The 25,439-nt window shown below is 32.6% G+C and carries 31 protein-coding genes; 10 read left to right on the forward strand and 21 right to left on the reverse strand.

All coding sequences use genetic code 11. The features are described from left to right. Positions 1–20 precede the first annotated feature (20 nt). The 3 genes from IKS50_RS03640 to IKS50_RS03650 all read right to left on the reverse strand — a co-directional run bounded on the left by IKS50_RS03640 (position 21) and on the right by IKS50_RS03650 (position 2,835). The gene (locus IKS50_RS03640) at positions 21–521 is read right to left on the reverse strand and encodes a hypothetical protein (protein WP_292845522.1); all 501 of its coding nucleotides are present in this window, start codon (positions 519–521) and stop codon (positions 21–23) included. Next, entirely contained in the window at positions 505–1,413 is a 909-nt protein-coding gene (locus IKS50_RS03645; RefSeq protein ID WP_292845525.1) for a DUF3100 domain-containing protein, read from the reverse strand. The genes IKS50_RS03640 and IKS50_RS03645 overlap by 17 nt, the downstream gene beginning before the upstream one ends. A 162-nt stretch (positions 1,414–1,575) precedes the next feature. Then, positions 1,576–2,835, reverse strand: coding sequence for a tRNA(Ile)(2)-agmatinylcytidine synthase (locus IKS50_RS03650; protein ID WP_292845528.1), 1,260 nt, complete (start codon positions 2,833–2,835; stop codon positions 1,576–1,578). Positions 2,836–2,890: 55 nt separating this feature from the next. Here IKS50_RS03650 and IKS50_RS03655 point away from each other — a divergent pair, with 55 nt between their 5' ends. Next, positions 2,891–3,823, forward strand: coding sequence for a transcriptional regulator (locus tag IKS50_RS03655; RefSeq protein ID WP_292845531.1), 933 nt, complete (start codon positions 2,891–2,893; stop codon positions 3,821–3,823). 9 nt (positions 3,824–3,832) lie between these two features. After that, positions 3,833–4,219, forward strand: coding sequence for a hypothetical protein (locus tag IKS50_RS03660; protein WP_292845534.1), 387 nt, complete (start codon positions 3,833–3,835; stop codon positions 4,217–4,219). Here IKS50_RS03660 and IKS50_RS03665 read toward each other — a convergent pair. Both IKS50_RS03665 and IKS50_RS03670 read right to left on the reverse strand, forming a co-directional pair. Then, on the reverse strand, positions 4,216–5,010 hold the full coding sequence (locus tag IKS50_RS03665) for a hypothetical protein (RefSeq protein WP_292845537.1): 795 nt from the start codon (positions 5,008–5,010) through the stop codon (positions 4,216–4,218). The genes IKS50_RS03660 and IKS50_RS03665 overlap by 4 nt on opposite strands. Positions 5,011–5,017: 7 nt before the next feature. Next, positions 5,018–5,356 (reverse strand): heavy metal-binding domain-containing protein, encoded by a 339-nt coding sequence (locus IKS50_RS03670; RefSeq protein ID WP_292845540.1) that lies wholly within the window; start codon positions 5,354–5,356, stop codon positions 5,018–5,020. A 287-nt stretch (positions 5,357–5,643) separates the two neighbouring features. On the opposite strand from IKS50_RS03670, the gene serA reads away from it, so the two are divergent. After that, positions 5,644–7,215 carry a phosphoglycerate dehydrogenase gene (serA, locus tag IKS50_RS03675; RefSeq protein ID WP_292845543.1) on the forward strand — a complete coding sequence of 524 codons (1,572 nt, stop codon included), beginning with the start codon at positions 5,644–5,646 and terminating at the stop codon, positions 7,213–7,215. Positions 7,216–7,241: 26 nt separating this feature from the next. On the opposite strand, the gene IKS50_RS03680 is transcribed toward serA, so the two are convergent. From IKS50_RS03680 to IKS50_RS03695, 4 genes are read right to left on the reverse strand one after another with little or no spacing between them, the layout of a single operon-like run. Then, a complete protein-coding gene (locus IKS50_RS03680; RefSeq protein ID WP_292845546.1) occupies positions 7,242–7,928 on the reverse strand; it encodes a Mov34/MPN/PAD-1 family protein in 687 nt (228 codons plus the stop codon). Next, entirely contained in the window at positions 7,925–8,647 is a 723-nt protein-coding gene (locus IKS50_RS03685) for a tRNA(His) guanylyltransferase Thg1 family protein (protein ID WP_292845549.1), read from the reverse strand. The genes IKS50_RS03680 and IKS50_RS03685 overlap by 4 nt, the downstream gene beginning before the upstream one ends. After that, positions 8,648–9,412: an aspartate dehydrogenase gene (locus IKS50_RS03690; RefSeq protein WP_292845552.1), complete on the reverse strand. Its 765-nt coding sequence runs from the start codon at positions 9,410–9,412 to the stop codon at positions 8,648–8,650. A gap of 52 nt (positions 9,413–9,464) precedes the next feature. Beyond that, positions 9,465–9,869, reverse strand: coding sequence for a PRC-barrel domain-containing protein (locus IKS50_RS03695; RefSeq protein ID WP_292845556.1), 405 nt, complete (start codon positions 9,867–9,869; stop codon positions 9,465–9,467). 167 nt (positions 9,870–10,036) lie between these two features. On the opposite strand from IKS50_RS03695, the gene IKS50_RS03700 reads away from it, so the two are divergent. Beyond that, positions 10,037–10,759: a tRNA-binding protein gene (locus tag IKS50_RS03700; RefSeq protein ID WP_292845559.1), complete on the forward strand. Its 723-nt coding sequence runs from the start codon at positions 10,037–10,039 to the stop codon at positions 10,757–10,759. Positions 10,760–10,774: 15 nt separating this feature from the next. Here the strand turns inward: IKS50_RS03700 and IKS50_RS03705 are convergent, their stop codons facing one another. Beyond that, the gene (locus IKS50_RS03705; protein ID WP_292845562.1) at positions 10,775–12,187 is read right to left on the reverse strand and encodes a lactaldehyde dehydrogenase; all 1,413 of its coding nucleotides are present in this window, start codon (positions 12,185–12,187) and stop codon (positions 10,775–10,777) included. Between the two features lie 49 nt (positions 12,188–12,236). Here IKS50_RS03705 and IKS50_RS03710 point away from each other — a divergent pair, with 49 nt between their 5' ends. Further along, on the forward strand, positions 12,237–12,818 hold the full coding sequence (locus IKS50_RS03710) for a TMEM175 family protein (RefSeq protein WP_292845565.1): 582 nt from the start codon (positions 12,237–12,239) through the stop codon (positions 12,816–12,818). Beyond that, entirely contained in the window at positions 12,808–13,374 is a 567-nt protein-coding gene (locus IKS50_RS03715; RefSeq protein ID WP_292845568.1) for a TMEM175 family protein, read from the forward strand. The genes IKS50_RS03710 and IKS50_RS03715 overlap by 11 nt, the downstream gene beginning before the upstream one ends. Here the strand turns inward: IKS50_RS03715 and IKS50_RS03720 are convergent. From IKS50_RS03720 to IKS50_RS03750, 7 genes are all read right to left on the reverse strand, one after another. Continuing rightward, positions 13,367–13,549, reverse strand: a complete 183-nt coding sequence (locus IKS50_RS03720) for a class III signal peptide-containing protein (protein ID WP_292845571.1) — start codon at positions 13,547–13,549, stop codon at positions 13,367–13,369. The two genes, IKS50_RS03715 and IKS50_RS03720, sit on opposite strands and share 8 nt — an antisense overlap. Further along, a complete protein-coding gene (locus IKS50_RS03725) occupies positions 13,542–14,474 on the reverse strand; it encodes a type II secretion system F family protein (protein WP_292845574.1) in 933 nt (310 codons plus the stop codon). Before IKS50_RS03725 ends, IKS50_RS03720 begins: the two co-directional genes overlap by 8 nt. A 144-nt stretch (positions 14,475–14,618) precedes the next feature. Next, positions 14,619–14,813 carry a hypothetical protein gene (locus IKS50_RS03730; protein ID WP_292845577.1) on the reverse strand — a complete coding sequence of 65 codons (195 nt, stop codon included), beginning with the start codon at positions 14,811–14,813 and terminating at the stop codon, positions 14,619–14,621. A 48-nt stretch (positions 14,814–14,861) separates the two neighbouring features. Further along, positions 14,862–16,259 carry an MFS transporter gene (locus tag IKS50_RS03735; protein ID WP_366664915.1) on the reverse strand — a complete coding sequence of 466 codons (1,398 nt, stop codon included), beginning with the start codon at positions 16,257–16,259 and terminating at the stop codon, positions 14,862–14,864. A gap of 70 nt (positions 16,260–16,329) precedes the next feature. Beyond that, positions 16,330–17,094 carry a Cna B-type domain-containing protein gene (locus tag IKS50_RS03740; protein WP_292845583.1) on the reverse strand — a complete coding sequence of 255 codons (765 nt, stop codon included), beginning with the start codon at positions 17,092–17,094 and terminating at the stop codon, positions 16,330–16,332. A gap of 34 nt (positions 17,095–17,128) precedes the next feature. Beyond that, positions 17,129–17,839, reverse strand: a complete 711-nt coding sequence (locus tag IKS50_RS03745; protein WP_292845586.1) for a DUF4013 domain-containing protein — start codon at positions 17,837–17,839, stop codon at positions 17,129–17,131. A 182-nt stretch (positions 17,840–18,021) separates the two neighbouring features. After that, the gene (locus IKS50_RS03750; RefSeq protein WP_292845589.1) at positions 18,022–19,038 is read right to left on the reverse strand and encodes an aminopeptidase P family protein; all 1,017 of its coding nucleotides are present in this window, start codon (positions 19,036–19,038) and stop codon (positions 18,022–18,024) included. Positions 19,039–19,087: 49 nt separating this feature from the next. Between IKS50_RS03750 and IKS50_RS03755 the strand changes: the two genes are divergently transcribed. The 3 genes from IKS50_RS03755 to IKS50_RS03765 are packed head-to-tail and all read left to right on the forward strand — an operon-like array spanning position 19,088 to position 21,591. After that, positions 19,088–19,729 carry a site-2 protease family protein gene (locus tag IKS50_RS03755; protein WP_292845592.1) on the forward strand — a complete coding sequence of 214 codons (642 nt, stop codon included), beginning with the start codon at positions 19,088–19,090 and terminating at the stop codon, positions 19,727–19,729. A gap of 1 nt (position 19,730) precedes the next feature. Continuing rightward, the gene (locus tag IKS50_RS03760) at positions 19,731–20,933 is read left to right on the forward strand and encodes a YcaO-related McrA-glycine thioamidation protein (protein ID WP_292845595.1); all 1,203 of its coding nucleotides are present in this window, start codon (positions 19,731–19,733) and stop codon (positions 20,931–20,933) included. Positions 20,934–20,937: 4 nt separating this feature from the next. After that, positions 20,938–21,591: a TfuA-related McrA-glycine thioamidation protein gene (locus IKS50_RS03765; protein WP_292845598.1), complete on the forward strand. Its 654-nt coding sequence runs from the start codon at positions 20,938–20,940 to the stop codon at positions 21,589–21,591. Positions 21,592–21,745: 154 nt separating this feature from the next. Here IKS50_RS03765 and IKS50_RS03770 read toward each other — a convergent pair whose 3' ends face one another. From IKS50_RS03770 to IKS50_RS03785, 4 genes are read right to left on the reverse strand one after another with little or no spacing between them, the layout of a single operon-like run. Continuing rightward, a complete protein-coding gene (locus IKS50_RS03770) occupies positions 21,746–22,204 on the reverse strand; it encodes a hypothetical protein (RefSeq protein WP_292845601.1) in 459 nt (152 codons plus the stop codon). Positions 22,205–22,214: 10 nt separating this feature from the next. Beyond that, positions 22,215–23,054 (reverse strand): CBS domain-containing protein, encoded by an 840-nt coding sequence (locus IKS50_RS03775; RefSeq protein WP_292845604.1) that lies wholly within the window; start codon positions 23,052–23,054, stop codon positions 22,215–22,217. A 41-nt stretch (positions 23,055–23,095) separates the two neighbouring features. Continuing rightward, complete coding sequence (locus IKS50_RS03780; RefSeq protein ID WP_292845607.1) at positions 23,096–23,521, reverse strand: universal stress protein; 426 nt, start codon at positions 23,519–23,521, stop codon at positions 23,096–23,098. 38 nt (positions 23,522–23,559) lie between these two features. After that, entirely contained in the window at positions 23,560–24,714 is a 1,155-nt protein-coding gene (locus IKS50_RS03785) for an amidohydrolase family protein (protein ID WP_292845610.1), read from the reverse strand. A 129-nt stretch (positions 24,715–24,843) separates the two neighbouring features. On the opposite strand from IKS50_RS03785, the gene IKS50_RS03790 reads away from it, so the two are divergent. Beyond that, entirely contained in the window at positions 24,844–25,437 is a 594-nt protein-coding gene (locus IKS50_RS03790) for a zinc ribbon domain-containing protein (protein WP_292845613.1), read from the forward strand. Positions 25,438–25,439 lie beyond the last annotated feature (2 nt).

The following is a 25,439-nucleotide window of genomic DNA, read 5'->3' on the forward strand; positions in this document are numbered from 1 at the left end:
TTATAATTAAAAAAGTTAATTTAAACAGCTGGAACACCGGTTAAAACAAGTACGATGTGTGCTACAATAGCTGCTCCATAATAGGTTGCTGCAATAACTAAAACAGTAATGACAATTGCTCTCCAACCTAATGCCTTAAATTCATCCCAGCTTTTACCCATTCCAATACCAACATATGCTAAAAATACGGTTACTATGGCTAAAAGTTCGATTTGAGAAACATATTTTAGAACGAACTCTGAAGTAGGCATGCCTGGGAAAGCCACGATAATACCGATTACGCTTATGTATAGAATTGAAGAAATGTCCAATGGCACGTATCTTTCCAGCCATACTCCTATAAGGGTTATGAAAGACAATATGGCCATCCCAATTAATGAACCTTCAATAGGATGATGATAACCCAAGAAATTACCGACTGCGGTTATGACTGAAAATATGAATAACAATAAAATCCAATTGAAAATACCATGAACTGATACGTTTTCAGAGCTGTCAATCAAATCAGGCATTATTATCATCCTCCTTCTCCGGCATTATTGAATCTCTTCCAATTTTAGGTTCTAACCAATCATATACTCTTTCTGTTAACGGAAGTGCTATAAATATTACAATATATATTCCAACACAGAATGATAATAAATTACTGAATCCTGCAAATGCTTCAATTTGAGTTTCCATTCCTGGAAATGCCGCCAAAGTAGGGCCAATAGCTGCAGCATTCATACTGGCACTGCCCACCCCACTTGCCATCGCAAATGCGTATGGGTGTAGTGGTAAGAAGGATAGTGAAAATGTTACTAAAAAACTGATAAATATTGTACCGATAACAGTACCGATAATGAATATCGCAAATACCCCTCTTGATTCAGGGGAGTTAAATCCATATTTATCAACAACAACAGCAACGTTCGGTTCCCTACCAATGGAATTTGTCATACCAATTGCTTCTTTTTTGAATCCTAAAAGCAATGCAATTGGAAGTACCAAAATTGTTGCCAAGTGCCCGATTTCCTGTAATATTAAAGCGGGACCCATTTCAAAAATCAAACCGATTGACTGTCCACTAGAAATAGCTAATTTTGCAATCAAAACACCAATGAAAAGCATCATAGCCCCTTCAGCAATACGGGCTTGCTTTCTATGAATCCATTTGATCGGTTTGATTAGATAAAAAGCAAGGCCTAAAATAATAGTATAAATCAAAGGCATTATTGTAATTGCAACATCTTTGGTGATAGGAATTTTAATTGTACCTATTAACTCTGCAATAATTACTAAAACAAGAACAGTTCCGTGTAAACGAACATCTCTCCATGGATTTCTTTTTAAAATACGTTTATCCGTTTTTTCACGGTAAATATGTTCAACATGCGTGTCTGGTTTTTTATCAGGAATAATAATCCACTCCAAGCATTATTTATTGCAGTATTAATTCTTACAGTATACATATTATTTTTCAAAACATTATATATAAATTAATAGCATTCAATCGCTAAAAATTCACCAAATAGGAATAAAATATAGTAATAATTTTCACTAAATACGAAAAAAATGAAGGTTTTTATTGAAAAATTAGAAACGGCAAAGTGGTTTGGACAAATGTCTCCTAGCTGAAACCGGAGTTTCATAAAACTTAGAATTTTTTAAACTGCGATGAATTTTTTCGGGAACCTTTTCATTAGATTCTATCTTATTTCCGCATTTTTTGCATTTAAAACCTTTATCTTTACCTGCTGAAGTCATTCTTTTTCCACATTTACATACAGGGTTTTTATATTCAACTTCATTTAATTTTATAACTTGGAATTTCTCAACATTAAAAGTATTCTGCTCACCAATTCCGCCATACACCTTAATAATGTCACCAGGCATTAAATAAGAAACTATTTTTCTAAAGTTTTTAGTTGGCTCATATGCTCCGCATTCGATTTCCCCTGATTCATCTTGAATATAAAAGAACATATGCCCCCCATCAATGATTGTAGGTTTGTTTTTCACCTCTCCACATACACAATAACATCCAAACTGTTTCATATCTGAAATTTTAGATGCTTTTTGGATATGCATATCAGTATGTTGATTAGTCTTAAAAATACACCAATCATCTATCGGTTCAGCTACTTTAACTATGCTTTTTGCTTCTTTTAAAACTTCAGGAGTATTTGATCTGATTCCATATAAAACAGGACACGGTGTTTTTGGTTCTATTGCAATATATCCTTCAGAGTAATCAATATTTTCAAAAGTATCCGGGAAAGTTTTTTTATCCATTTCATACACGGATTCATAATCAATTTGGCGTTTAGTTCCAAAGTTTTCAGGTGCCCTGTAAGCAAGCAATTCATAAGTAAAATCAGATAAAGGCAGACTGATTGCTGCAATAGACCCAATTATTCCTCTTCCCTTCTTGAATTTATGAATTTCACATCCAACAGATTTTCCAAACTTTTCAGCCTCATCGATTGTTATAAATTCATAGATGGCTCTGAATGCATAATCTTCCATTTCCTTTGTGATTTCACCATCATAAAAGACTACACCGGGATTTGTATTATCGCAGTCAAACATTGATAGTTTTTCAACAGATTCCAAAACAATTTCCTTTGCCAAACTAACTTTAGAATCATTTAGTATTTTTAAGGCCACACCTCCATTTCCACGAGTTTTATGCCTAGCGAAAGGATTCAATCTTATTAATCTAGGATAATCCATTAATTCAATCCCATTCTCCTTGAATTCATTGATAATTTGGCTTGCAAGATATGTTGTGCACATTCCATCTGGAGAATCTGTATCATCTATTCCAATGTATAAATATTTAATCAAAATCACCTACTAAAATATATTTAATGTTAAATTAATATATAGTTTAAGAGAGGTATTTACAATGTTAACTCGAAGTCAACTTTTGCACAATATTGAAAACTTATTAACCTCAAATGGTTTTAGAACCTCGGATATTTATGAACAGGGTTCTTTTGATATTGTAGCTAGAAAAAACTTACAAATTTTACTTCTGAAAACGTTTCTAAACATTGACAGCATTAACGAGCACAATGCTCATGAAATGAAACAATTAGCCAACATATTCCTCGCTTCCCCAATCATAATCGGTGAAAGGTCAAGGAATGGTTATTTAGAAGAAGGAGTAATTTATGAAAGATATGAGATTCCTACAATTGGCTTCGATACCTTAAAAAATATGATTGCATATGGAGAATACCCTGAAATCTTAGCAGACCGCGGAGGATACTTCGTTAAAATTGACGGGAATATTATTAAGCAATACCGTGAAGAATATTCAATGTCACTTAAAGATTTAGCAAGCCTCGCGCATGTGTCACGTGCTACAATGTATAAATATGAAAACGGGATTGTTAGAGCGAATACGGAAACCGCAATGATTTTAGAAGAAATCTTAAATACAAAAGTGACATTAGATATCGATTTGTTAAAACAACCCCAAAAGGAAAACATTGAATATACCGATGATGTTAATGACTTATCAAAACTCGGATATGGAGTAATATCAACAAATAAAAGTCCTTTTGATGCAGTCGCTAAAATGAAAAGTTCTGATAAACATTCGCCGTTAATGGCAAATGTTGAGAAAAATCGGACGGAAAAAACTCTAAAACGAATGGCGATTCCTTTAAAAGATTTATCCATGGTTACAACATCAGAACCTGTTTTTATAATTAATAATGACAAAATAAAAGAATCCCTTGGAACCATTCCAGTTATTAAATCCTGGGAATTAAAAGAATTTGAAAATTCAAAAGAATTATTGAAGATGATTAAAGAGAGAAAAGAAAATTAAAGTGGTAATATGGAAAACTTACAAATAACTGACATGGAAAATTATCCAATCAAATGGGTTTGTAACTTCAAAGGCCAAAAAGCTATTGGAATATGTGGAAAAACACAAAAAATAGCGATGTTTGCTTCCGATGAACGTGTTTCAAGAATACTTGACGATATTGTTATAGGAACCGATGAAGAGCAGGAAGGTTACGGCTGTGAAGAAAAGGACAGATGTTGCAATTTCGAATGCGAACTTTGTGAAATCTCACCAAGACAATATTTGCAAATTACCGGTAAAAAACCATCCAATAAAAATATAAAAGATTTAATTAACGGATTGGCTGATTTAAACCAATCACTTGAAGAAGATGGATACATTCCATTTGAAGAATATGAAGTTGTAAAACTTTAATATTCTTTTAACAATTCAAAGTCTTCACGAGCTTCCTCTACTTTAGCAACGCCCATGCAAATCGCATCTACAAAATCAACATTTTTATAAAATGTAAATGCCTCTTTTGGTTTTAAGACGCCCGCTGCGAGTATCCTTGTGGCAATGATTTTCTTATTTAAACTAACTATTTTTTCTATGAATTCTTGTCTTTGAGAAGCATTAAAGGCACTGATATCCATCATATAGGATAAACTGTTATACGGAATCATATAAAAATCGAATAAATCCATGTCCAAATTATCAGCCAGCAAATCTGATGTTCTTGATGGAAATGCTGTGGAAAGGCCTGAAAGTGATCCGGCATCTTTGATTCCATTTAGAATTTTTGAAGTTAACCTCCAATCATATGCATCGGTTATAAATTCATCAACAATCATTAAAGGACAATCATATTGGCTGAATAATTCAATGTCCTCATCCCAGTCAACTTCTTTTGCAACTTCATAATTCGGATTCAAATAATCGACATCGCTTTTACCGATTGTTGCAATTACTTTCATTTCACAGCCTTCAGATACAGCAATATCATAAGCTTCAAGTAATTTAGAATCATTGACTAAGTTAATGGCTCTTACACCTTGATTATAGGCTTCTACAATAACTTCAGAAGCATTTTGAGGATTGTTATATAAATCATCTAAGTAGAGTCTTGATCTGTGGCCATAGTACAGTTCGGCCATGAATGGACCATACCCTAAAATACACTGCGGAATTACTTTTCCTTTATACTCAAAATCCTCAAAAAACATATTAATCCTATTCTTTTTCAATAACTACAGCAGTTCCATATGCTAAAACTTCTTGCATGTTTTGAGAAATGCTATCTGAGTCCATTCTCATTGAAATAATTGCATTTGCACCTAATTCCTTTGCATGATCAATGCATCTTTGAATAGATTCTTCTCTTGACTCTTCCATCATTTGAACATACTGTTTGATTTCCCCGCCTAAAAGTCCTTTGATACCTGCACCAATATCTCCGCCGATACCTCTTGCACGTACTGTTAAACCGTATACAAATCCTTTATTTTCAACGATTTTATATCCTGCAATATAATTTGCACTTGAGATTGGGAATTCATCCATGCTTACCATATTTATCACCTTTTAAAAATTTAACATTAATTTTATCAATCAAACTATAAAAAATTATTGAAAGTATTACTTTAAATGTTGAATGTCAAAATTAAAGGAAAAATATGTAACTTTTCATAGCTTCACAAAATATTTTCAACGAACGCGTCAAAAAATAAATTAGAATAATTAACTGAAAAATTATGAAAACATTACTTTTGTCTAAATTTTTAAATAATATAAAAAATAGATATTTTAGTTGTATTTATTATTAATTAATATTATTACTTAAAAATTATGGTGAAAAAATGAAAGTACTTATTGCTGATGCTATTAACGAAAAAGGTATAGAAAATCTAAAGGAAGTAGCTGATGTTGTTGTAGATACTGAAATTACTCCTGAAGAATTGGCTAATACCATCCACGAATATGGTGGAATTATTGTAAGAAGTAGAACAAAATTAACCAAAGACATTATTGAAAAAGCAGATAATTTAAAAATCATTGCAAGAGCAGGTGTCGGAGTGGACAACATCGACATTGATGCCGCAACCGAAAAAGGTATCATGGTCGTTAACTCCCCTGAATCAACTTCTGTGACTGTTGCAGAACATACTATGGGTTTAATCTTAAGTATGGCCCGTAAAATCTCTATTGCTGATAAATCTGTTAAAGAAGGCAAATGGGAAAAGAAAAAATTCATGGGTGTTGAACTTAGAGACAAAACCCTTGGTGTAATCGGTATGGGAAGAATAGGTTCACAAGTGGTAAACAGATGTAAAGCATTTGGAATGGATGCAATGGCATATGATCCATACTTGCCTGAAGAAGTTGCAAAACAAATGGGTGTTGAATTAACCGATTTAGATACTGTACTTAAAAATGCAGATTTCATCACAATTCACGTTCCATTAACTCCTGAAACCGAACATTCAATTTCAACTGAACAATTTGAAACCATGAAAGACACTGCATACATTGTAAACTGTGCTCGTGGTGGAATCATTGATGAAGACGCGTTATATGACGCATTAGTAAATAATAAAATAGGTGGAGCCGCATTGGATGTTTACGAAGAAGAACCTCCTGTTGACTCAAAATTATTCGAATTAGATAATATTGTTTTGACTCCTCATATTGCTGCTTCAACTAAAGAAGCGCAAAGAGATGCGGCCATTATTGTGGCTGATGAAATTATTGAATTGATTAAAGGAAACAACCCTAAAAATGTTTTAAACATGCCTCGTATTGACAATAACACTTACCAAGAGTTATCTCCATACATGGACTTATGTGAAAAATTAGGTAGTTTCGTTTCACAAGGAATTAATGGTAAAATCAGAGAAATTGGAATTATTTATAGTGGAGAATTAGCAGAAATTGATAATCTTGAAATTTTAACAAGAAATGTGATTAAAGGTGTCGTAAATCCATTTTTAAGTTCTCCAGTTAATGAGGTAAATGCTTCCATTGTTGCAAAAGAAAGAGGAATTAGCATCACTGAAGGCAGGAAAGATAATGTTACAGGATATGACTCTTTAATTAATGTTATTGCAGTAAGTGATGACGATACATTCTCCGCTGAAGGTACTCATTTACACGAATCAAGAATATTAAAAGTAAATGGTTACTGGGTAGATGTTATTCCTAAAGGACACATGTTTATTGCAAAATATGAAGACGTGCCTGGAAGTATTGGTAAAATTGGAACAAAATTAGGAGAATATGGCGTAAACATTGGAATTATGCAAGTTGGAAGAGATGAAAAAGGTGGAAGAGCCATTATGGTTCTAACCTTAGACAAAGAAATTCCGGCACCAGTCATTAAAGAAATCCGAGAGTTGAACAACGTTTATGAAGCTATCGGTTTAAACTTGTAAAAAACAATTTTCACCATAATTGTTTTTTATTTTTCCTTTTTTATTATTTTTTTAACACTACCATCAGGATTTAACTCAATTCTAATTAATTGAGGCATTTGAGTATTGGATATTACTTCAACACGATTTTGATTTTCAAATTCTTCATAATGATTAACTCTTTCATCATCAAGTGTTTTGAAGAATTCATCATCTTCTTCATCAAAAAATCCAGGTTTAAACTCATCATCATCAGTTACAACATCACTTTCATCGAAAAAGTCATCAGAATTATCATCGACTAAATATCCATAATCGCCCACACTATACTCCATAGGTTGACCATAGCGGTCATAAGATTTAAAAGTTTCTAAAGAATAAGGAAGGCATACAATCATATGAAAATATCCATTTCTTGAAAAAGTCTTCAAATCTGCATCTGACGGCATCGCACTTGGTCCAGGGTGGGAATGAACTGATCCCACGGATTTTGTATTCATGGGCATTAATTCTGTGTGGACAACCGCTCCAGTTTCACAAGTTTCCCCCGGAAGGAAAATCAAACCTGTAATGTAGAGTATTTTATCTTTTATCTCCCCATCGAAGAATGCTAAAAATTCATTTGGATATGCCTTTTTTGAATAATAAATAACTGAGTCAAGAACTTCACGATCAACTCTGACTTCCCTAAATTCTTCATCGTTATTTCCAAGTAACTTTGAAATGAAGCTCATTTTATCGCTCCAATATTTTTAAAGAAATCTTCACTAAATATCGGAAGTTCCCAATCCGTGTAAACATAACTTCTATAGGATATTTGATTTTTATTCTCTTTTTTGTTAAAACCTTCAACTTTTTTATCTTTCCTGTATATTCCTATTCCGCGTTTCTTATATGTTTCAACATCATTCAAATTAATACCATTCTGGAACAATAATTCATGTATTTCATTTAATTTCATGCCTTTTATTTTATCGTTGGCTTCATTATTCGAATACTTAGTTTTGAGGTATGAGATTCCATAGGAGTTAACGCAATTTCTCCAGGATTCATCCTGCCTCCACTTGAAATATTTTAAAATATCTTCATCATTTATTGGAATAATTCTTGAATCAAAGGCAGGAGGCTTTTTAAAAGTAGCATCATAATTCATCACAAAGGAACTAGATGTAAAACTAGCCATGATAGAATTTATTTTTTCAATTCTACCCTCAAAAGGAATGTTTTCTAAAAGCAAGCTTATTTCATCAGAAAATGTATAAAGAAAAACCGGTGAAAATTCCCTAAATAAATCCTCACAAACTTTTACGATTACATTATAAAAAGTTTCATCATACGGTTTTTCCAACTCCAAATCAGAAGACAGTTTATGAAAAGCCCTGCCATCTAAACGGACAATAATCTTTGAGTTTTTTGGAACTTTTAAAGATGAATAAACTTCATACTCTTTCATTTACATTCCCACACAGATGGTTTCATTAAAGCTTTTAAGTAGCCTAATTGCAGAAAGTGCTGCCAACATACTTGTTTTTGGGTTAGCTTCACAAGGCAAATTTTCAGTTCTTGTTTTAAATACTCCAAAATCTCCTTTTGCTACAATTTCATGAACATTCCTATCAACCTTCGGATCAACAATGATTTTAACGTCAATATCTTTTTGACATGCCAGACTGATAGTCGCAGCTACATTAATATTTAATGGGAATTTTTTTACTGCTTCAGAGGCTTTTCCTTCAAACAACACTTCTTCAGTATCAATATCTTTTCCAAGAGATTTTGGTGATTTTTTAGTAGTAAGAGTTACTTCTTCAAGACCAAACTTAGCAACAGCTTTAATTCCATCTAATCCTACAATAGCTCCTGAAGGCAAATGTATTTTAGCGTTGTGTTTTTTGGCTAATGATTCAAGTTCTTTGTAAAATTCATTATCCATTAATGCACCAATGCTCATTACAATCATGTCAATACCGTGTTCTAAAACCTTTGGCGCATATTCCTTAACTGAAACCGGTGCGGCGCATTCTAAAATTAAATCTACATCCTTTAACATATCATCAAAGTTAAGTACTGCTACTCCACCAGCCAAACTTGCTAAATTTTCTGCTCTTTCAATGTCTTTATCAAAAAAATATGCAATATTAATGTCATTATCCTCTGGAACAATACTGGTGGTTATAATGTTGGCAATAGCTCCGCATCCTATAATACCTACTTTCATAGCAATCACACTAAAAAAAAAGTTTTAAAAAAAAGAATTACAGAAAGATTACTTAAAATCTTTCAGTATCGAATTGGCTTTGAGTTTCAACTTGTGGTTGTGGAGTTTCAGGTTTTGGAGCTGGAACTTCAGGGACTGGTGGTTCAGGGTTTACTTTTTTAATATCTCTTGGATTAATTAACATAATGTCCCCAATAGCTTGAACTTTATCAAAGTCTACAGTTAATAAATCACTTTGGAAAGATCTCATATTGTTGTCTTCAGGAACTTCTCCACGAATACTTCCTAAAAATGAATTAACAAACCCTGCAGGTTTTGGTTGTTGTTCAATAGCTCTAACTTGTAATTTTGAGATAGTTCCTAATCTGATATTAAGAACAACATCTTCTACACGACCAACATAATGACCAGTGTTGGTATAAATATCTAAACTGCGTAATTTTGAAACTTCTACCATGTTTACACCACATTATTAAATATAATTATTAAATAAATATGTATAATTTTATTTAATTGTTAATATAAATACTTTATGTTTTTTTAAAGTTTAAAAATGAGTTTTTTACAAAAAATTTATTAAATTCTAAAATAAAAATATAATTTAGACATTAAAGAGGGCTTTAAATGTGGGATACAACAAAAGATTACAGAATTTTAGTAGCAAGTAAAGCAAGAGAGAATTACCTAAATCTTATTCCAACTGCTTCATTTAGAGGAAGCTGGAATAAAAAACAAGCAATTGATTTAGGAAAACAGATGAATAGTGATTTTCAATCATTAACTTATTCTTACCTCGAAGGAGATGAACTTGTAAACTCTCCGGATGTTGCAGCATTAATGGAAAAAGCTGAAAAGATTATTGAATGTTTGGGAGGAAATGACTGGAATAAAAAGTTCCTGAGCAATGCTCCGAAAGAAGACCGTGAAAAAACCCAAGAGAATATTGCAAAGGTCAGATTTTTCCTAGACACAATCCTCGGTTTGAAAAACAGATTGGCTTTAGGCCCTATTAACGACCCGATTATGGGAGTGGACATTAAAGTCGGAGAAATAATGAGCGTTACACAACACCCTAAAAATGAAAACCTAATGCTTTGTAACGTGAACCTTGGAAAAAGAGCAATTACAGTCGTGACAAATGATTTGAATGTTAAAGATGAAAACAAGGTTGGAGTATCCCTATTGCCTCCACAATCATTCAGCGACATCGTAAGTGAAGGAATGTTTCTTGGAATGAATGGAAGCATATTGAAGGATGTCGACGGAGAGCTTGGCGCTATGCCAAAAGGCATTCCTATAGAATCTTTAAATGAAACACGCAATCTTGTTGAAAATTATTTAAAATAGCTAAATTTAGCTATTTTATCTTAAATTTAAACCTATTAATTTTGTTTTTGTCATTTCATCAAATGCATATTTAATGCCTTCTTTTCCAACGCCACTATTTTTAAATCCTCCAAAAGGCATGTTGTCAGTTCTGAATGTGGACTGTTTGTTTACAAATACTGTTCCTGCTTCAATTTCCTGAGCACATCTCATTGAGGAGGAGTAATCTGAAGTAAAGACGCCTGCTTGCAGGCCATATTCAGTGTCATTTGCAACATCAATTGCTTCATCTAAATTTTTAACACGGATAATCGGTGCAATTGGCCCGAATGTTTCTCTTACAACCAAATCCATATCCCGAGTAACATAATCGACGACTGTTGCGGAATAAAATGCTCCATCACGAACCCCTCCGGTTAGAATTTTAGCGCCCTTTTCGACTGCGTTTTTTACTGTTTCTTCAACTTGGATTGCGGCTTTTTCACTGATTAATGTACCTAAAGTAGTTTTAGTGTCTAAAGGATTTCCCATGATCAATTTTTCAGTTTCATTAACTAATTTACGAGCAAATTCATCTGCAATATCCTCTTCAACAATTACCCTTTTTACACCCATGCAGACTTGCCCTGCATTTAAGAATGCCCCATTAATTATGCCTTTTACCGCCTTATCGATATCTGCATCCTTTAAGATAATTACCGGATCATTACCTCCCAATTCTAAAGTAACTTTTTTCATGCCGGCTTTTTGTGAAATCATCATTCCTGTAGTTACACTTCCTGTAAATGATATTTTGTTAACCTCATCAGAGCAAACTAAGTAGTCTCCAACTTCAGACCCATATCCTGTGACGACATTAACAACACCAGGAGGAAATTCTTCATTTAACAGTTCACAGAATTTGATTACCGTTAATGGCGCTTCTGTTGGCGGTTTTACGATTACAGTGTTTTTGCATGCAATAGCCGGGGCAATTTTATGGATTGTCAGGTTTAATGGATAGTTGAAGGGAGTTATTGCAGCAACTACGCCTACAGGCAACTTTTGAGTGAAGGCAAAAAATCCTTTACCGTTTAATCCCGCATCCAACGGTACGCTTTCGCCATAAATTCTTTTTGCTTCCTCAGCAGATAACCTTAAAGTTTCAATAGATCTATCTACTTCAACTAATGACTCATTAATAGGTTTTCCAACTTCTAATGTTAATAATTTGGCAAATTCCTCACGTTTATCCTCTAATTTTTTAACTACATTCAATAATTTATTTGAAACTTTAAAAGCAGACATTTCTATTAAAGATTCCTTTGCTTTATTCGCTTCCATTATCGCTAAATCTGCAGTTTGCCTGTGGGCTATAGGAACTGTATCGATTACTTCACCATTATATGGGTTTTTAACTTCCGCCAAATCATCACTTGAAATATGTTTTCCGCCTATTAACATGTCCATTTTATCACCTTGATTAATATTTTATATTAAAAATAATAAATATTATTTCATGGAAACAACCAGATTTGAAACATTTTTTGATGCGATTATTGCAATCGTAATAACAGTGCTTGTTTTAAAAATCCCCCAACCTGCAAGCCCAACATTGAATGCCTTTTTAAGTCTGAACACCATTTATGTCGCTTATTTTATAAGTTTCTTAATATTATATAACTTATGGTATGCTAATCATAACTTATTCCATCTTGTTGAAACTATTGACAATACCACTCTTTGGATTTATGGAATGATGACATTTGTAATATCCTTAATACCTTATTTTACAATTTGGCTGGCCAATAATGTTTATTCAGTTGCCGCTGAGAGCATGTTTGGAGTTATTTTTATTGTAACCCATATCCTAAACACGTTAGCTACAAAAGCGGTTTACAAAAGCAACCCATATAATAAAAACCTACATGAAATCAATCATGACTCTTATTATATGAATCTGCCTCTAATTTTAATTTTAATAGGGTTCATTTTAACATACACCATATATACTCCAGGAATTTATATTGCCTGTTTATTGTCAATTGTTTTATGGATCATAATTGGTAGAGTAATTAGGAGGAATAATAATGGAAACTGAGAGATTTGAAGCATTGATTGATGCTATTCTGGCAATTATTATCACAATTATTGTTTTAGAAATTCCTCTTGCAAGTAACGGCAGCTGGCAAGCTCTCATAGATATCAAGTACGAGTTCATAATATATGCAATAAGCTTCATGATTTGTTTTAATTTCTGGAATTTCAACAATAACATATTTAGTATCGTGAATAAAATTGACCCGCAGGTTATTTGGACAATGGGGCTTACATTATTTATATTCTCATTATTGCCATATTTAACAACTTTTGTTGCTGAAAACTTTTATGCATTCTTCCCACAATTACTATATGGTTTGATTTTTATCATAACCGCAATACTTTCATTGGTGAACAGTAAATTTTTAAAAGAGGCCGACCCCGGAAATGTTGCACTTCAAGTTGCTTTAGATAAACCTTATTCACTGTACTTTACAATTTGTTTAGTTTTAATCGGAATAGTGATTGGTTATTTTGTATATCCTCCAGTTATAATGTTATGCTGTTTGATTTCAATGTGTGGAGTTTGGATTATTCCAAAAATTGGAATTAATTAAAATACTTTTTAAGAACAGATAACTGATTATTAAATTCATTTACTTCTTTTGAGGATATTTCTCCACTTAAATCATTCATATATCTCCTATACATATGAATGGCCAGTAAAACTACAACAAATATCCCCCCAAAAAGCAAAACAAGTTCTGCTGAAGCCTGACCTTTATTATCCATATAACCCTCCCATTAATAGATTTCCTCCGAAATTAGAGATAAAGTAAAAAATTGCAAATGACACAACAACCAACGGCAGAGAAAACTTAATTCCTTTTTTAAAATCGCCATACATAATAATGCTAATGATAAATGCCACTAAAACAGAATGTATAACAAGATACAACTCTCCTGCGATTGGCGCCGCCAGAATTATTTCAGATTCCATTCCATAAATCTGCATGAACCCCGAATATACACTAACCATTCCAATAGCAAAAGGCGTTGCAATAATGGCCGATATTAACAAAAACATTACAGACATCATCACTGCTGATTTTCTTTCCCGTTTAAGTGCGAGCAATTCTCTTAAATCATCAGAAACATCAGATAACACATTTGATATGCTTGATCCACTTTTACGGCCATCCAATATAATTCCAAAAACTCGCTCTAATTCTTTTGATTTTAATCGTTTGCTCATTGCCCTCCAGGCATCATCGAAATTACGTCCCATACGAATTTCAATGATTGTTCTGCGCATTTCATCATACAATGGGCCTTCACCATACTGGGACATGTCCTCCATTGCATTTTCGAAACTTAATCCGACCTGCAGCATGCTTGCAAGCTGTCTTAAAAAGTCAGGTGCTGTTTTTTCAATCTCTTGAGCTCTCCTTTCTTGCTGAACGACAATATATGTGAAAAGCCCAGGAAATATGAAAAATGGTAAAATTAATACAGATACTGGAAGATTTAGAAATGTTAGTGTTAACGTTAGGGCAATTTCACTTACCAAAATGAAAATTACAAGTATTGCTAAAACTTTACTTGCTTCCGTAAAAATAGCTCCACTAAGCAAAAATTCCTGTAGCTTAGATAAATACTTTTCAGGGACAATATTGTCTAAAAATACTACTAAATCATCAATTATTTTAAATTCCATGAAATAATATTAAGTTTTAAAGAATATAAAGTCTTAGTTATTTTTAAAATCAAATTTACAAGATGCGTACAATAGTATGAATAACTAACTCAAAATCCGACATCACTTCCCCAAAGATAAAACATGTAAAAATCACTGAAAAATTCACTCTTTCTTATTTTTAGAGTATTTCATTCTAACAAGATTGAAAGCGATTACAAGTATTAATAAAATAACTCTCCAATACCAAGCTACAGGAGCAAAAAGCAAGCAATAAAGAAGGATGACCCCTACAATCCCATGTGTAAGAAGATTTTTCCAATCTGTTAAATAAATTTTCAATCCATCTATAATTTTCATTCTATCACCATTAGATTCTTTTAAACCAACTTCCTTGAGCAATAAATATTATTGATTTGATTTCATTGTTGCTATCTGTTCATCACGGCTTTTTAATTTTAAAGTAAATAAAAATGCAATGAATGCAACTGCTGCCGCTAAAATTAAACTAATTTTATAACCAAAAATTCCTGAAAAAGATGCGATTATTCCTCCAATGAGAGCTCCACCTATTAATTGGCCTGCACTTGACAACATATTAACAATAGCTTGACCTGCACCTCTTTCAGTAGGTTTTGCTTCACTTAAAACTATATATCTTAAAGGAGCGCCAATAATAGTTACCATACCTACGCCCATTAAACAACCGGCTATAATGAAGAATATCAAATTGCTTGGATAAAATGCAATAGCTATCAAGCCAATAGCCAATATGAATGTTCCAATAGCCATAATCTTACGTGACCCTACAGAATCCAGGATTTTACCAAGTATCGGTGCTGCAACGGCATTTGCCCCTAAAATCGGAATTAACATTAAACTAGCATATTGATTACTTAATCCCATTGAAAGAATCACCAGTGAGGGAACGAATATCACTGAAGAGTATATTAGTCCATAAGCTAAAGTTTCAATGCATGCAATACTTATCTCCCTATTCTTCAACATATGTATTGGTACAATAGACTCTTCTGCTCTCTTTTCTATTTTTAAGAAAATTGGAATTAAAACAATGAATAATACTAAGAATGGAAGTACGTTTATGGACAATAAGCTGTTTATAAAATTACTTGAATCGATCTGATTTAACCCATAGGCTAAAAATACTGAAAGCAGACTTAAAACTATTATTCCCAAATAATCTATTTTTAGTTTTCTTTCATCTTCCAAATCAGGAAGGATATACCATGCAAATATTATTAAAAATATGCTAATCGGGATATTTATTGTAAAACACCAATTCCAACCATATGGGATTAAAACCGCCCCCACTAATGGCCCTCCAATTGCAGAAATTCCAAATACACTTCCAAGAATTCCTAATGCTTTTCCTCTTTCTGTTAAAGGAAATGCATCGCCGATGAATGCTCCTGCAACAGGGAAAAGGCCTCCACAACCGAAACCTTGTATGATTCTGCCTAAAAATATTGACTCAATATTCATGGAAAATGCGATTAAACAAGATCCTATTCCGAACAGAAATACATCTAAAATAAAAATCTTTTTTCTTCCATAAAAGTCTGAAAATTTAGCCATGACCGGAGAACCAATCATGAAAGTAATGACGAATAGTGTGAATATCCAACTTGATTCCCTGCTTGTTAACTTGAAGCTTTGTTCAATTGAAGGCAATACCGGGCCTATTATCCCAGTATCCAACGATCCCATAAATACTCCTATTAAAAATAAAACAAGTATTAAATTTCGTGTTTTTGTATCTAGATTTTTTCTTTGCATAGCATTCATTTTAATTTATTAATTTTTAGAAAATCTTATAGTTGTAAAAAAAAAGAAGTAAATGAATTAATCATTTACCTTACTTATTCCTACGTGAAAGTGGTATAAATATCGCTATAAACAATGCAATAATTAAAACAAGAATTGGAAAACCAGTGTTTATATGATTGCTGGTAGTGTTTTCAGGTTTTTTTGTCTGCTTAATTATTTTTGTTGTAGTTGTGGTTTTTGTTGTTGTAGTTGTGGTTTTCTCATCTTCTGTATCATTGGCATTAGATTCATCATCTGAATCATCATCAGTAGCGCCATCAGTAGAATTATCAGTAGAATTTGAATCATCGGTAGCATTATCTTCGGAATTATTAGAATCAGTAGCAATGCCCTCAGATGAATCTGCTATAACTCCTTCATCTACAGCAGATATTACCTCCTCATCTACAAAGCTGTCTCCTTCTGCAGGTTCTGCATCAGAAACGCCTAAAACATCATCAGAATCATCTGTAACAGCATTTTCAACCATTTTATTATGAATTACAAAACCCTCATTAGCATTTCCACTAATTTCATATGAATAATTTTCAGAAATCTTTTCTTTAATTTCATAACTTCCATTATCCTCTACTTTAAAAGTAGTTTTCCATGAATTTTCAGCATTTAATTTAGCAGTGTCAATAATTTCGCCATTTTTTATAAGATTCACAATAACAGAATCAGGTTTATCATCTGTACCATCCCAGACAACTTTAACTTTAATAGAATTTGAATCTTTAGCTGCTGAAATAACCCCTACAGAAGTTATTAGAAATATTGCAATCAACAGTACAATTAATGTCTTTTTATTCATATTGCTCCCTCTTAAAAAGTAAAACAAGGTTTATTTATACATCAGAGTATAATAAACCTGTTGCTCTAGCTGTAAAGAAAGTAATGTAAACACCTAAAATACCCATTAAAATACCGCCAATATTTTGATCCCATCCAGCAATAGCGAATACGATTAAATACAAAATAAAAGCGATGATGAACATAATAACGATGAATAAAATAAGTTTGACAATACCTACTCTTGATATATCTCCAATTGCTTCACCAATTGCCAAAGCATTTCCTAAATCTTCGCTTTTAGCCAATCTACATTCAGCCATTAATAAAGCTAAAGAAAAGATTATGCTTAAAATTACTACAATTGCGGAAGAAATCCAATGTTGGAAGATAATCGCTAAAATTGAACCAATAATGATTGGAATAAGCATATAAACGATATTTACAACAACAAATTTTACTCCATTGATGAATTGTCTTACAAAATCAATTGATGGAGCGCCTTCATCTCTTTGAATACCATATTTAATGATATCCAATTCATAACCAAAAATAAAAAATCCAATAAGAAGTGCAACAATAATTCCAAGAATTCCGGATCCAATAAGCGCCAATATATTTTCAGCAGCAAAGCTGGCTCCAATTGCAACAACAGTTCCCACGATTGCAATTCCCAAAATTATGCCTAAAACAACATAAATCAATAATGCTTTGATATTATTAAATGGATAAACTAAAGCATCTTTAAATATTTCCATTAATTCCATTTTTTGTCACCTTTTAATTAATTGAAAAAACTCTAATTTTGAGTTATTTCTATTTATATTATTAACAATATTTAAATTATTAAGAAAAAAGTTAGAATTAATGAAAAAGGGTTAAATATAGGTACAATATTGCCAAACTTTCTTAAGTTTAAATAATGGCATGATCTTAACCCCAATCGGATTTAATCAATTTTTAACGGCAAGTCCCCAATAACATTAGCTCTTTTTGATATGCTTACCGTATCTTCTAAACGAACACCAAATTCCCCTTCAAGATATATTCCCGGCTCCACAGTTATAACCATTCCCTCTTCAACTGTTGTTTCATCACGAGGTGAAAATCCAGGTGTTTCATGAATGTCAAGCCCTAAACTATGACCAGTTGAGTGAATAAACTTATCCTCATATCCATATTCTGAAATAATATCCCTTGCAACCTTATCCACTTCACAACATTTAAGTCCGGGTTTAATGGCCTTTATCGCCTTATCATGTGCTTCAGCCACAATATCCCATATTTCCTGCTGTGATTCTGTGTAAACCATTGTACGGGTATTGTCAGAACAGTACCCCTCATAAATAGCTCCCCAATCTATTAAAACAGGCTGTGATAATTGCTTATCCTGAGGAATTGCATGAGGAAGACTTGAATCCGGACCGCTTGTAACAATGGTATCAAAGGATTCCTTGGAAGCGCCATTTTCAATCATCAAACGATTCAAATCAAAAGCGATATACTTTTCATTGGACTTATTATTCAAAATATCTAATTGTAGAAATGATTTTTGGGCGATTTCAGTTGCTTTTATAATTTTTTTAATTTCTTGAGGCGATTTGATCATCCTCTGCTTATCTATATATGTTTTGGAATCAATTTCGAAATCGTCCCTGAATCTAACATAAGAACTGTATGGCAAAGTTGGCTCAATGGCCAAGTTTTTTATGCCCTCTTGCTTTAATTCTTTAACAATACCCTCAAATGATTCGTATTCTTTAACTTCAATACAGGAATCGCGATTAGCCAATTCCATATCCATTCCAGAGGCATAAATTACAGGTTCTTCTTTGATTATGCAAAAAGCAAAACTGGTTGGCTTATAACCGGAGATATATTCCACATTTGTGAACCCTGTAAGCAGATAAGCTTGAAAATCATCTTTTTTTAAATCGTTCAGAATATTGTTAATATGTAAGTCCATATTAATATTTAGAAAAAACTTTATATATAAAATTAGATATTTTAACATTATGTTTAAGTTTACTAGTAGTGAAGTTAGAGATTTAATAATTGCATTTATCGTCATTTCACTTTGTTTTGCAATAGTGAATGCCGGAAGAGATGTCAATGCAATTCTTAGCATTTTACCAATAGTCATGGTTGGTGTAGGGGCAGGTTTTATCCTACACGAGCTCGGACACAAATTTGTGTCAATGAAATATGGTTACTGGGCTGAATTTAAATTATGGCCTCAAGGATTACTGTTTGCACTCATTACATCATTTTTTGGATTCGTATTTGCTGCACCCGGTGCCGTTTATACTTATGCAAATTACATGACAGATGAGATTAACGGTAAAATATCAATTGCAGGACCTATTGTTAACATAATTCTCGCTTTAATATTTTTAGCAATAGCGACATCCGTTTATACTTCCGCATTTTCTTCAGAAACTTCACTTTTGATATTCATCATCTGTTCAGTTGGTTATTCAATTAACAGCTTCCTGGCCGTATTTAACTTATTGCCAATTGGAAACTTAGATGGGTCTAAAGTGTTGCAATGGAATCTCGGTATTTGGATTATCACAATAGCAATCGCGGCAATATTAACCTTGGCATCTATGACAATAGGCGTTGAAAATATTGTTAGGTTGATTATAGGAATATAAAATGTCAGATGAATTAACATATTTTAAAGGAACACACAGAGTAATAGCTCCTAAAAAAACAATTGAAATCAACGAAGATAAGTTAAAGATAGCTGGAATCACACGTATTGCAGATATTACTGATTTAGATAGAATTGGACTTCCAATTTATACCGCCATTAGGCCAACTGCAGAAGATGGTGCAGTTAGCATTTATGGTGGAAAAGGAATTACCAAAGATCATGCAAGAGCCTCTGCAATGATGGAAGGTTTTGAGAGATACTCTGCTGAAAGGCACGATAGCGATGAAACAACAATAGCTACTTTAGAAGAAATTTCCGCTTTGGGAAAATACATTAATCCTGAATCTTTAAATTTGCCTAAAGACTTTAAAAAAGAAAATTTAAATTCAATGAAATTAGAATGGAGCCTTACGAAAGATATTATTACTGATAATGATTATTATGTTCCAACAAATGCTATTTACCATCCTTATATTCATAGCGATGATTCTGAAAGTTTATTCAAATCAAATACCAATGGACTTGCTTCCGGAAATATCTTAGAAGAAGCTATTCTGCATGGAATATTTGAAGTAATTGAACGTGACGCATGGAGTATTTTTGAGTTGACTCACAAAAATTATGCGCAAATTGATATAGACAGCATTGAAAGTGATGTTGTCAATGATACAATTGATAAATTTGAATCAAAAGGCATTAAAATTAAATTAATGGATTTTACTGCTGACATCAATGTTCCAACCATTGCTGCTTCTGCTGATGACACAGTTACAAAAGATGCCGGACTTTTAACATTGGGAATGGGAACACATCTCGACCCTGAAGTTGCAATTCTAAGAGCCCTGACTGAAGTGGCCCAAAGCAGAGCAACACAAATTAACGGCGCTCGCGAAGATACTGTAAGAGCGGATTTTGCTCGTGAAGCAGGTTATGAGCGAATGAAAAGGATAAACAAATACTACTTTAGAGATGAAGATGAAAAGATAGCGCTTTCAAGTATTGAAAATAAATCCACAACATCAATCAATAAGGATTTGGAGATTGTTAAGGAGGAGTTAATGGCTAATGATATTGATAAGATATTATACTATGACTTAACTCGTCCAGAACTTGATGTTAGTGTTGTTCGTGTCATTATTCCTGAAATGGAACTTTTTGCACTTGACCCTTCAAGAGCAGGTTACAGATTTTTAAAAGTATGATAATATGGTTAGGATTATAGTTTATGCGGGATTATCAATTCCTTTTGATGAAGCAAAAGAGATTTTAGATTCAACTGATAATGTTGAAGTAATCTATGAAAGGCCAATCCAGAGAGGAGATTTGGGCCAAGCCTTAAAAAAACATCCTGACATCATTGCCATTATAGATGGAGTATTTCATCAAAATTCGGCTGTAGGCCATAAAGAAATACTTAATGCTATGAAGAATGGCAGTAAAGTATATGGGGCTTCAAGTATGGGTGCCCTAAGAGCCTCCGAACTTGATACATTAGGAATGGTTGGAGCAGGTTATGTCTACACCCAATATGCAACTGGTGAAGTTGATTCTGATGATGATGTTGCGGTGATGCTTGATAGTGAAACTCTCGAACCCCTATCTGTTCCATTAATTAATATGAAATACGTTTTTACAAATGCTGTATCTGAAGGCATTATTACGGATGACGAAAAAGAGGAATTATTGAAAATTTCTAAAAAGACTTACTATCCTCAAAGAAATTATGCTAAAACCTTGAGTGAATCAGATTTGGATGGCAATAAAAAAACCGAATTAATCGATTTTATTCGAACATCACCAGATATAAAAAAAGAAGATGCAAAAGGGTTACTTGAAATAATTAAAAAAGAAATTAGTTAATACACCAATTAATTAATTTCAATTGAAAAACTTGAATGCCCTTAATTTAATAAAAATAATAATCCATTATAATTAATAATGATTTCCCAATATTAATTTAAATTAATCGGGAAATAAAAATAATAAGCTCAAAACAAAAGGATGAAAATGAATATTATTTTTCATTCATTTCCATATATTTTTTCAAAACAATATCCGGTGTTTCAATGCACTGGTCAAAACTAGTCGAAAATTTATGATCTTCAAAATCGTCTTCAACATTTCTGATTCCTTTTAAAGAAATAATGTTTCCATCAATTTTAAAGCCAACATCATCAGCAGAAACAGAAACTAAATTAACTTCAATTTCAGAAGCTTTTTCCAATACCTCATTAGCTTCAACGTCATATTTTAATTTTAATACCTTATGAGGCATTATTTCATTAATTGTTCTTTTGATTACTGAATCAAGAAGTTCTAAAAATTTTAAAGCGGGAGGCATATCATTAGTCCACCAGTAAGTTAGAACAGAGTTTAATACAATTACATGTTCGGAGAAATCATCATACAACCTCGCACGAACACGAACCGTACTATCATCTACCTTAACTACCAAAACTGGACTAACCGCCATCTTATCCCAATTATTTGACTAATGCTTTAATTAAATCGCTTGCTCTTACAAGTCCGACTAAATCTCCTTCAACACCAATAACAGGAATTTGTTCGATGTTTAAGGATTTCATTTTTTTAGCACAATCAGAAACTTTGGTTTTGGAATTAGCCACTTCAACATTGCTAACAGCAACATCGCTTACAGTTTTATCTGCGAATTTCAAACTGTTTTTCTCAATGTATAATACAGAAGTACTATCCCATGACCATTTATCTCCTTCAGTTCCAACAGTAGAACTGTGTTCACTTCTTTCAGAGATAATTTCGATTTCAGAGATAAAATCAGTTTCAGTTAAAATACCTGATAATTTTGCATCATCATCAAGTGCTAAAATAGATTTTAATCCAAACTGATTCATAGTTTCAAAAGCAACATTCAATGGAGCTTTTTCCCAAGTAGTTGGGACAGTAGTGATCATATAATTTTCAACAGCATCATTTACTTCAATTTTAGTCAAAGCTTTTGATACTAAATCAAATGAAGTGATAATACCTACTAATTCGCCATCATCGTTAACAACAGGAACTCTTCTAACATTATTTTCCATCATAACACGAGCAGCATCTACGACATCATCACCAGGTTTAATAGTAATTAAATCTCTTGTCATTAACATTGCAATTTGTTCTTCATCAGGATTATTAATTAAATCAGAACGAGTTACTAGTCCTACTAAAATATCAGTATCTTCTTTAACTACAGGAAGTACTGCTTTGTTTTCTTTTCTCATTAAGTCTAAAACTTTTTCACGATTTCCTGGAACGGAAACGCTAACTACATTTTTAGACATTGTTCTTTTAACTAACATAAAAACACCTTTTTGTAAAATTTAATAATAAAATGGTAAAATTAATGAACTATGAGTACTGCGCACTTTGCTGAGTTGACAACTTTATCTGCGACACTACCCATAATAAATCTATCGAAGCCAGATTTACCAGAACTACCCATTACTATTAAGTCAACAGCTTCTTCTTTTGCAACTTCTAAAATTACCTTAGCCGGTGACCCTTCTCTAACCACATGAGTAATTTTTAAATTATCTTCATTTAATTCATCAAATTCTTTGAGATATTCTTCAGATTTCTCTTTTAAGATTTGATTTAACTGGTATACTTCATCATCTAATGGGAGTCCAGCAACAAAATTATTTTCTGCAACGCTCACAGCAGTAATTTCCGCTCCAGTGACTTTGGATAAGAATAATGCATGTCTTTGAGCTTTTTTTGCAAAATCGGAACCGTCAATGGGCACCAATATTTTGTTATACATCATCAATCTCTCCCAAGATATGTAGATTTATATCCATGATATTATACATTAACTTTTTTGTTAATGGTATATAATATATTTTTCGTTTCTATGCGATTACATATATTAAGGTAAGGATTTTTAGAAAAAGATTTTAAAACAATGAATTCGGCAAAATTATCTTCCAGGATTATAGATTTCTGAACAATATTGTTAATATCAAATTTACAAACATTGGTTGTTGCCATTTTTACTAAATCACATGGATTGATATAGCGTTTATAGTAAACTGACATGATTTTCAAACAGAATTCTAATTCTCTAAACATATTTGGCGAATTAAGCATTACATTATCAGTTCCCAGCAAAGGTTTGATTCCTAAATTGAGCATTTTATTTAAGGGAGCCACACCAACGTTTAAGGTTGCATTTGCTCTTGGGCACACTACAACATTTTGATTTGAATTAGCTACCTCTTCCAAATCATTGGACTTGGGATTTGTTAGATGAACCAACTGACTAAAATTGCTTTTAACACCTTTAGCAATTTCTGTGCTGTTACTATTATTTAAAGACTCGATTTGATTAGATTCGGATTCCGCAACATGGATTGATGAAATCTTATCCTGTTTACTGCATTCTTCAACAATCAAATCGGCAACTTCTGTTGTGATTTCACCAAAACCGCTTGGTGCAATACCGTCAGCCACCTTTAAAAGTTTCCTGATAGCAACTTTAACTTTGCTTAAATCCGGATCCTCACCATAAAAGCTGTCATCACGACCCAATATTATCGGTTTGATTGGAAGGTCTTTTGAAGCTTCTTTCAAGAGTTTGACTCCTTTAATTCCACCTTCCCTATAGTCGATGAAATGGGTTGTGCCTGAGTCAATCATGTCCTGCATTGATTGTCTCATTGCTTCAATTAACTCATCATCGGAAGCGTTTGATATGGCAACATGTTTAACGCCATTCGGAGGTCTGACCATTTCACTTAATGAGAGGCCATAACCTTCATCTTTAATAATTGAATCACCAATATGGGTGTGGCCATTAATAAAAGAAGGGCAAACTATAGCGCCATCTACATCAATTATTTTACCCTCTTTAGCTTCTTTTGAAATTTCGATTATTTTGCCGTCATCTACAACAATATTTTCGCGAGCGGCAACTAAATCTTGGCCTTTTAATATAATTCCATTTGATATAGTAAACATTAAAATAAACTCTAATTTTTTTAATTAAAATAATTTATCATTACATTTATTTAATCGAAAAACCATATTATAAATCAACAATCGTGAAAAATTGATTTGCGATAATATTTTTCTTTTTAAACCATCAAGGTGATTCCTATTAACTCTCAAGAAATAAGATACTTCTACAGGAACATTGTAAAAACTGGCGATGTATACAGGGTTAAATATAATAATAAAGACTATGGAGAGTTTAGAAAATTATCTGATGCATTATATGAAAGGGATGCGCTATTTTTTTGTAATTTCGATTATGATTTGCTAGTCGAATGTGATCTTGAAAACAAATATGAGAATATGGAATTGCCACCATTTCCCGAAAAACGACCAAAAGGTAGAATTAAGGGAACTACATTTAACAAAAAAGAAAGGGAAGGAGAAATTCTATTTAATCATAAAATTCGTAAATTTTACATTCAGAAAGGTGATGAAATAATCGGCCATTACGATACCATGACCGAAGCATTCTATTATAAAAAATTATTGATGGACAACAATTGGGATAAAAATGTCTTAAAAACAAATATTACTCAAAAAATCGAAGTCAACATTGTCATTGATCCAACTAAGAGATATAAAGTTCAATTAAATTACTGTCCTAATTGTAGAAGCAAATTAAAAATCGGCGTGGAAGAATGTCCTTCCTGCGGTATTAATATTAAAGATTATTTGTTTAATAATTAAAA

It is taken from the genome of Methanobrevibacter sp. (assembly GCF_017539065.1).
Classification (GTDB): Archaea; Methanobacteriota; Methanobacteria; order Methanobacteriales; family Methanobacteriaceae; genus Methanocatella.

Bases quoted from the DNA above. Each gene is read 5' to 3' on its own strand.
- IKS50_RS03640 (WP_292845522.1), bottom strand. From the start codon at position 521: ATGATAATAATGCCTGATTTGATTGACAGCTCTGAAAACGTATCAGTT.
- IKS50_RS03655 (WP_292845531.1), top strand. From the start codon at position 2,891: ATGTTAACTCGAAGTCAACTTTTGCACAATATTGAAAACTTATTAACC.
- IKS50_RS03660 (WP_292845534.1), top strand. From the start codon at position 3,833: ATGGAAAACTTACAAATAACTGACATGGAAAATTATCCAATCAAATGG.
- IKS50_RS03665 (WP_292845537.1), bottom strand. From the start codon at position 5,010: ATGTTTTTTGAGGATTTTGAGTATAAAGGAAAAGTAATTCCGCAGTGT.
- IKS50_RS03670 (WP_292845540.1), bottom strand. From the start codon at position 5,356: ATGGTAAGCATGGATGAATTCCCAATCTCAAGTGCAAATTATATTGCA.
- serA (WP_292845543.1), top strand. From the start codon at position 5,644: ATGAAAGTACTTATTGCTGATGCTATTAACGAAAAAGGTATAGAAAAT.
- IKS50_RS03680 (WP_292845546.1), bottom strand. From the start codon at position 7,928: ATGAGCTTCATTTCAAAGTTACTTGGAAATAACGATGAAGAATTTAGG.
- IKS50_RS03685 (WP_292845549.1), bottom strand. From the start codon at position 8,647: ATGAAAGAGTATGAAGTTTATTCATCTTTAAAAGTTCCAAAAAACTCA.
- IKS50_RS03690 (WP_292845552.1), bottom strand. From the start codon at position 9,412: ATGAAAGTAGGTATTATAGGATGCGGAGCTATTGCCAACATTATAACC.
- IKS50_RS03695 (WP_292845556.1), bottom strand. From the start codon at position 9,869: ATGGTAGAAGTTTCAAAATTACGCAGTTTAGATATTTATACCAACACT.
- IKS50_RS03700 (WP_292845559.1), top strand. From the start codon at position 10,037: ATGTGGGATACAACAAAAGATTACAGAATTTTAGTAGCAAGTAAAGCA.
- IKS50_RS03705 (WP_292845562.1), bottom strand. From the start codon at position 12,187: ATGGACATGTTAATAGGCGGAAAACATATTTCAAGTGATGATTTGGCG.
- IKS50_RS03710 (WP_292845565.1), top strand. From the start codon at position 12,237: ATGGAAACAACCAGATTTGAAACATTTTTTGATGCGATTATTGCAATC.
- IKS50_RS03715 (WP_292845568.1), top strand. From the start codon at position 12,808: ATGGAAACTGAGAGATTTGAAGCATTGATTGATGCTATTCTGGCAATT.
- IKS50_RS03720 (WP_292845571.1), bottom strand. From the start codon at position 13,549: ATGGATAATAAAGGTCAGGCTTCAGCAGAACTTGTTTTGCTTTTTGGG.
- IKS50_RS03725 (WP_292845574.1), bottom strand. From the start codon at position 14,474: ATGGAATTTAAAATAATTGATGATTTAGTAGTATTTTTAGACAATATT.
- IKS50_RS03730 (WP_292845577.1), bottom strand. From the start codon at position 14,813: ATGAAAATTATAGATGGATTGAAAATTTATTTAACAGATTGGAAAAAT.
- IKS50_RS03735 (WP_366664915.1), bottom strand. From the start codon at position 16,259: ATGAATGCTATGCAAAGAAAAAATCTAGATACAAAAACACGAAATTTA.
- IKS50_RS03740 (WP_292845583.1), bottom strand. From the start codon at position 17,094: ATGAATAAAAAGACATTAATTGTACTGTTGATTGCAATATTTCTAATA.
- IKS50_RS03745 (WP_292845586.1), bottom strand. From the start codon at position 17,839: ATGGAATTAATGGAAATATTTAAAGATGCTTTAGTTTATCCATTTAAT.
- IKS50_RS03750 (WP_292845589.1), bottom strand. From the start codon at position 19,038: ATGGACTTACATATTAACAATATTCTGAACGATTTAAAAAAAGATGAT.
- IKS50_RS03755 (WP_292845592.1), top strand. From the start codon at position 19,088: ATGTTTAAGTTTACTAGTAGTGAAGTTAGAGATTTAATAATTGCATTT.
- IKS50_RS03760 (WP_292845595.1), top strand. From the start codon at position 19,731: ATGTCAGATGAATTAACATATTTTAAAGGAACACACAGAGTAATAGCT.
- IKS50_RS03765 (WP_292845598.1), top strand. From the start codon at position 20,938: ATGGTTAGGATTATAGTTTATGCGGGATTATCAATTCCTTTTGATGAA.
- IKS50_RS03770 (WP_292845601.1), bottom strand. From the start codon at position 22,204: ATGGCGGTTAGTCCAGTTTTGGTAGTTAAGGTAGATGATAGTACGGTT.
- IKS50_RS03775 (WP_292845604.1), bottom strand. From the start codon at position 23,054: ATGTTAGTTAAAAGAACAATGTCTAAAAATGTAGTTAGCGTTTCCGTT.
- IKS50_RS03780 (WP_292845607.1), bottom strand. From the start codon at position 23,521: ATGATGTATAACAAAATATTGGTGCCCATTGACGGTTCCGATTTTGCA.
- IKS50_RS03785 (WP_292845610.1), bottom strand. From the start codon at position 24,714: ATGTTTACTATATCAAATGGAATTATATTAAAAGGCCAAGATTTAGTT.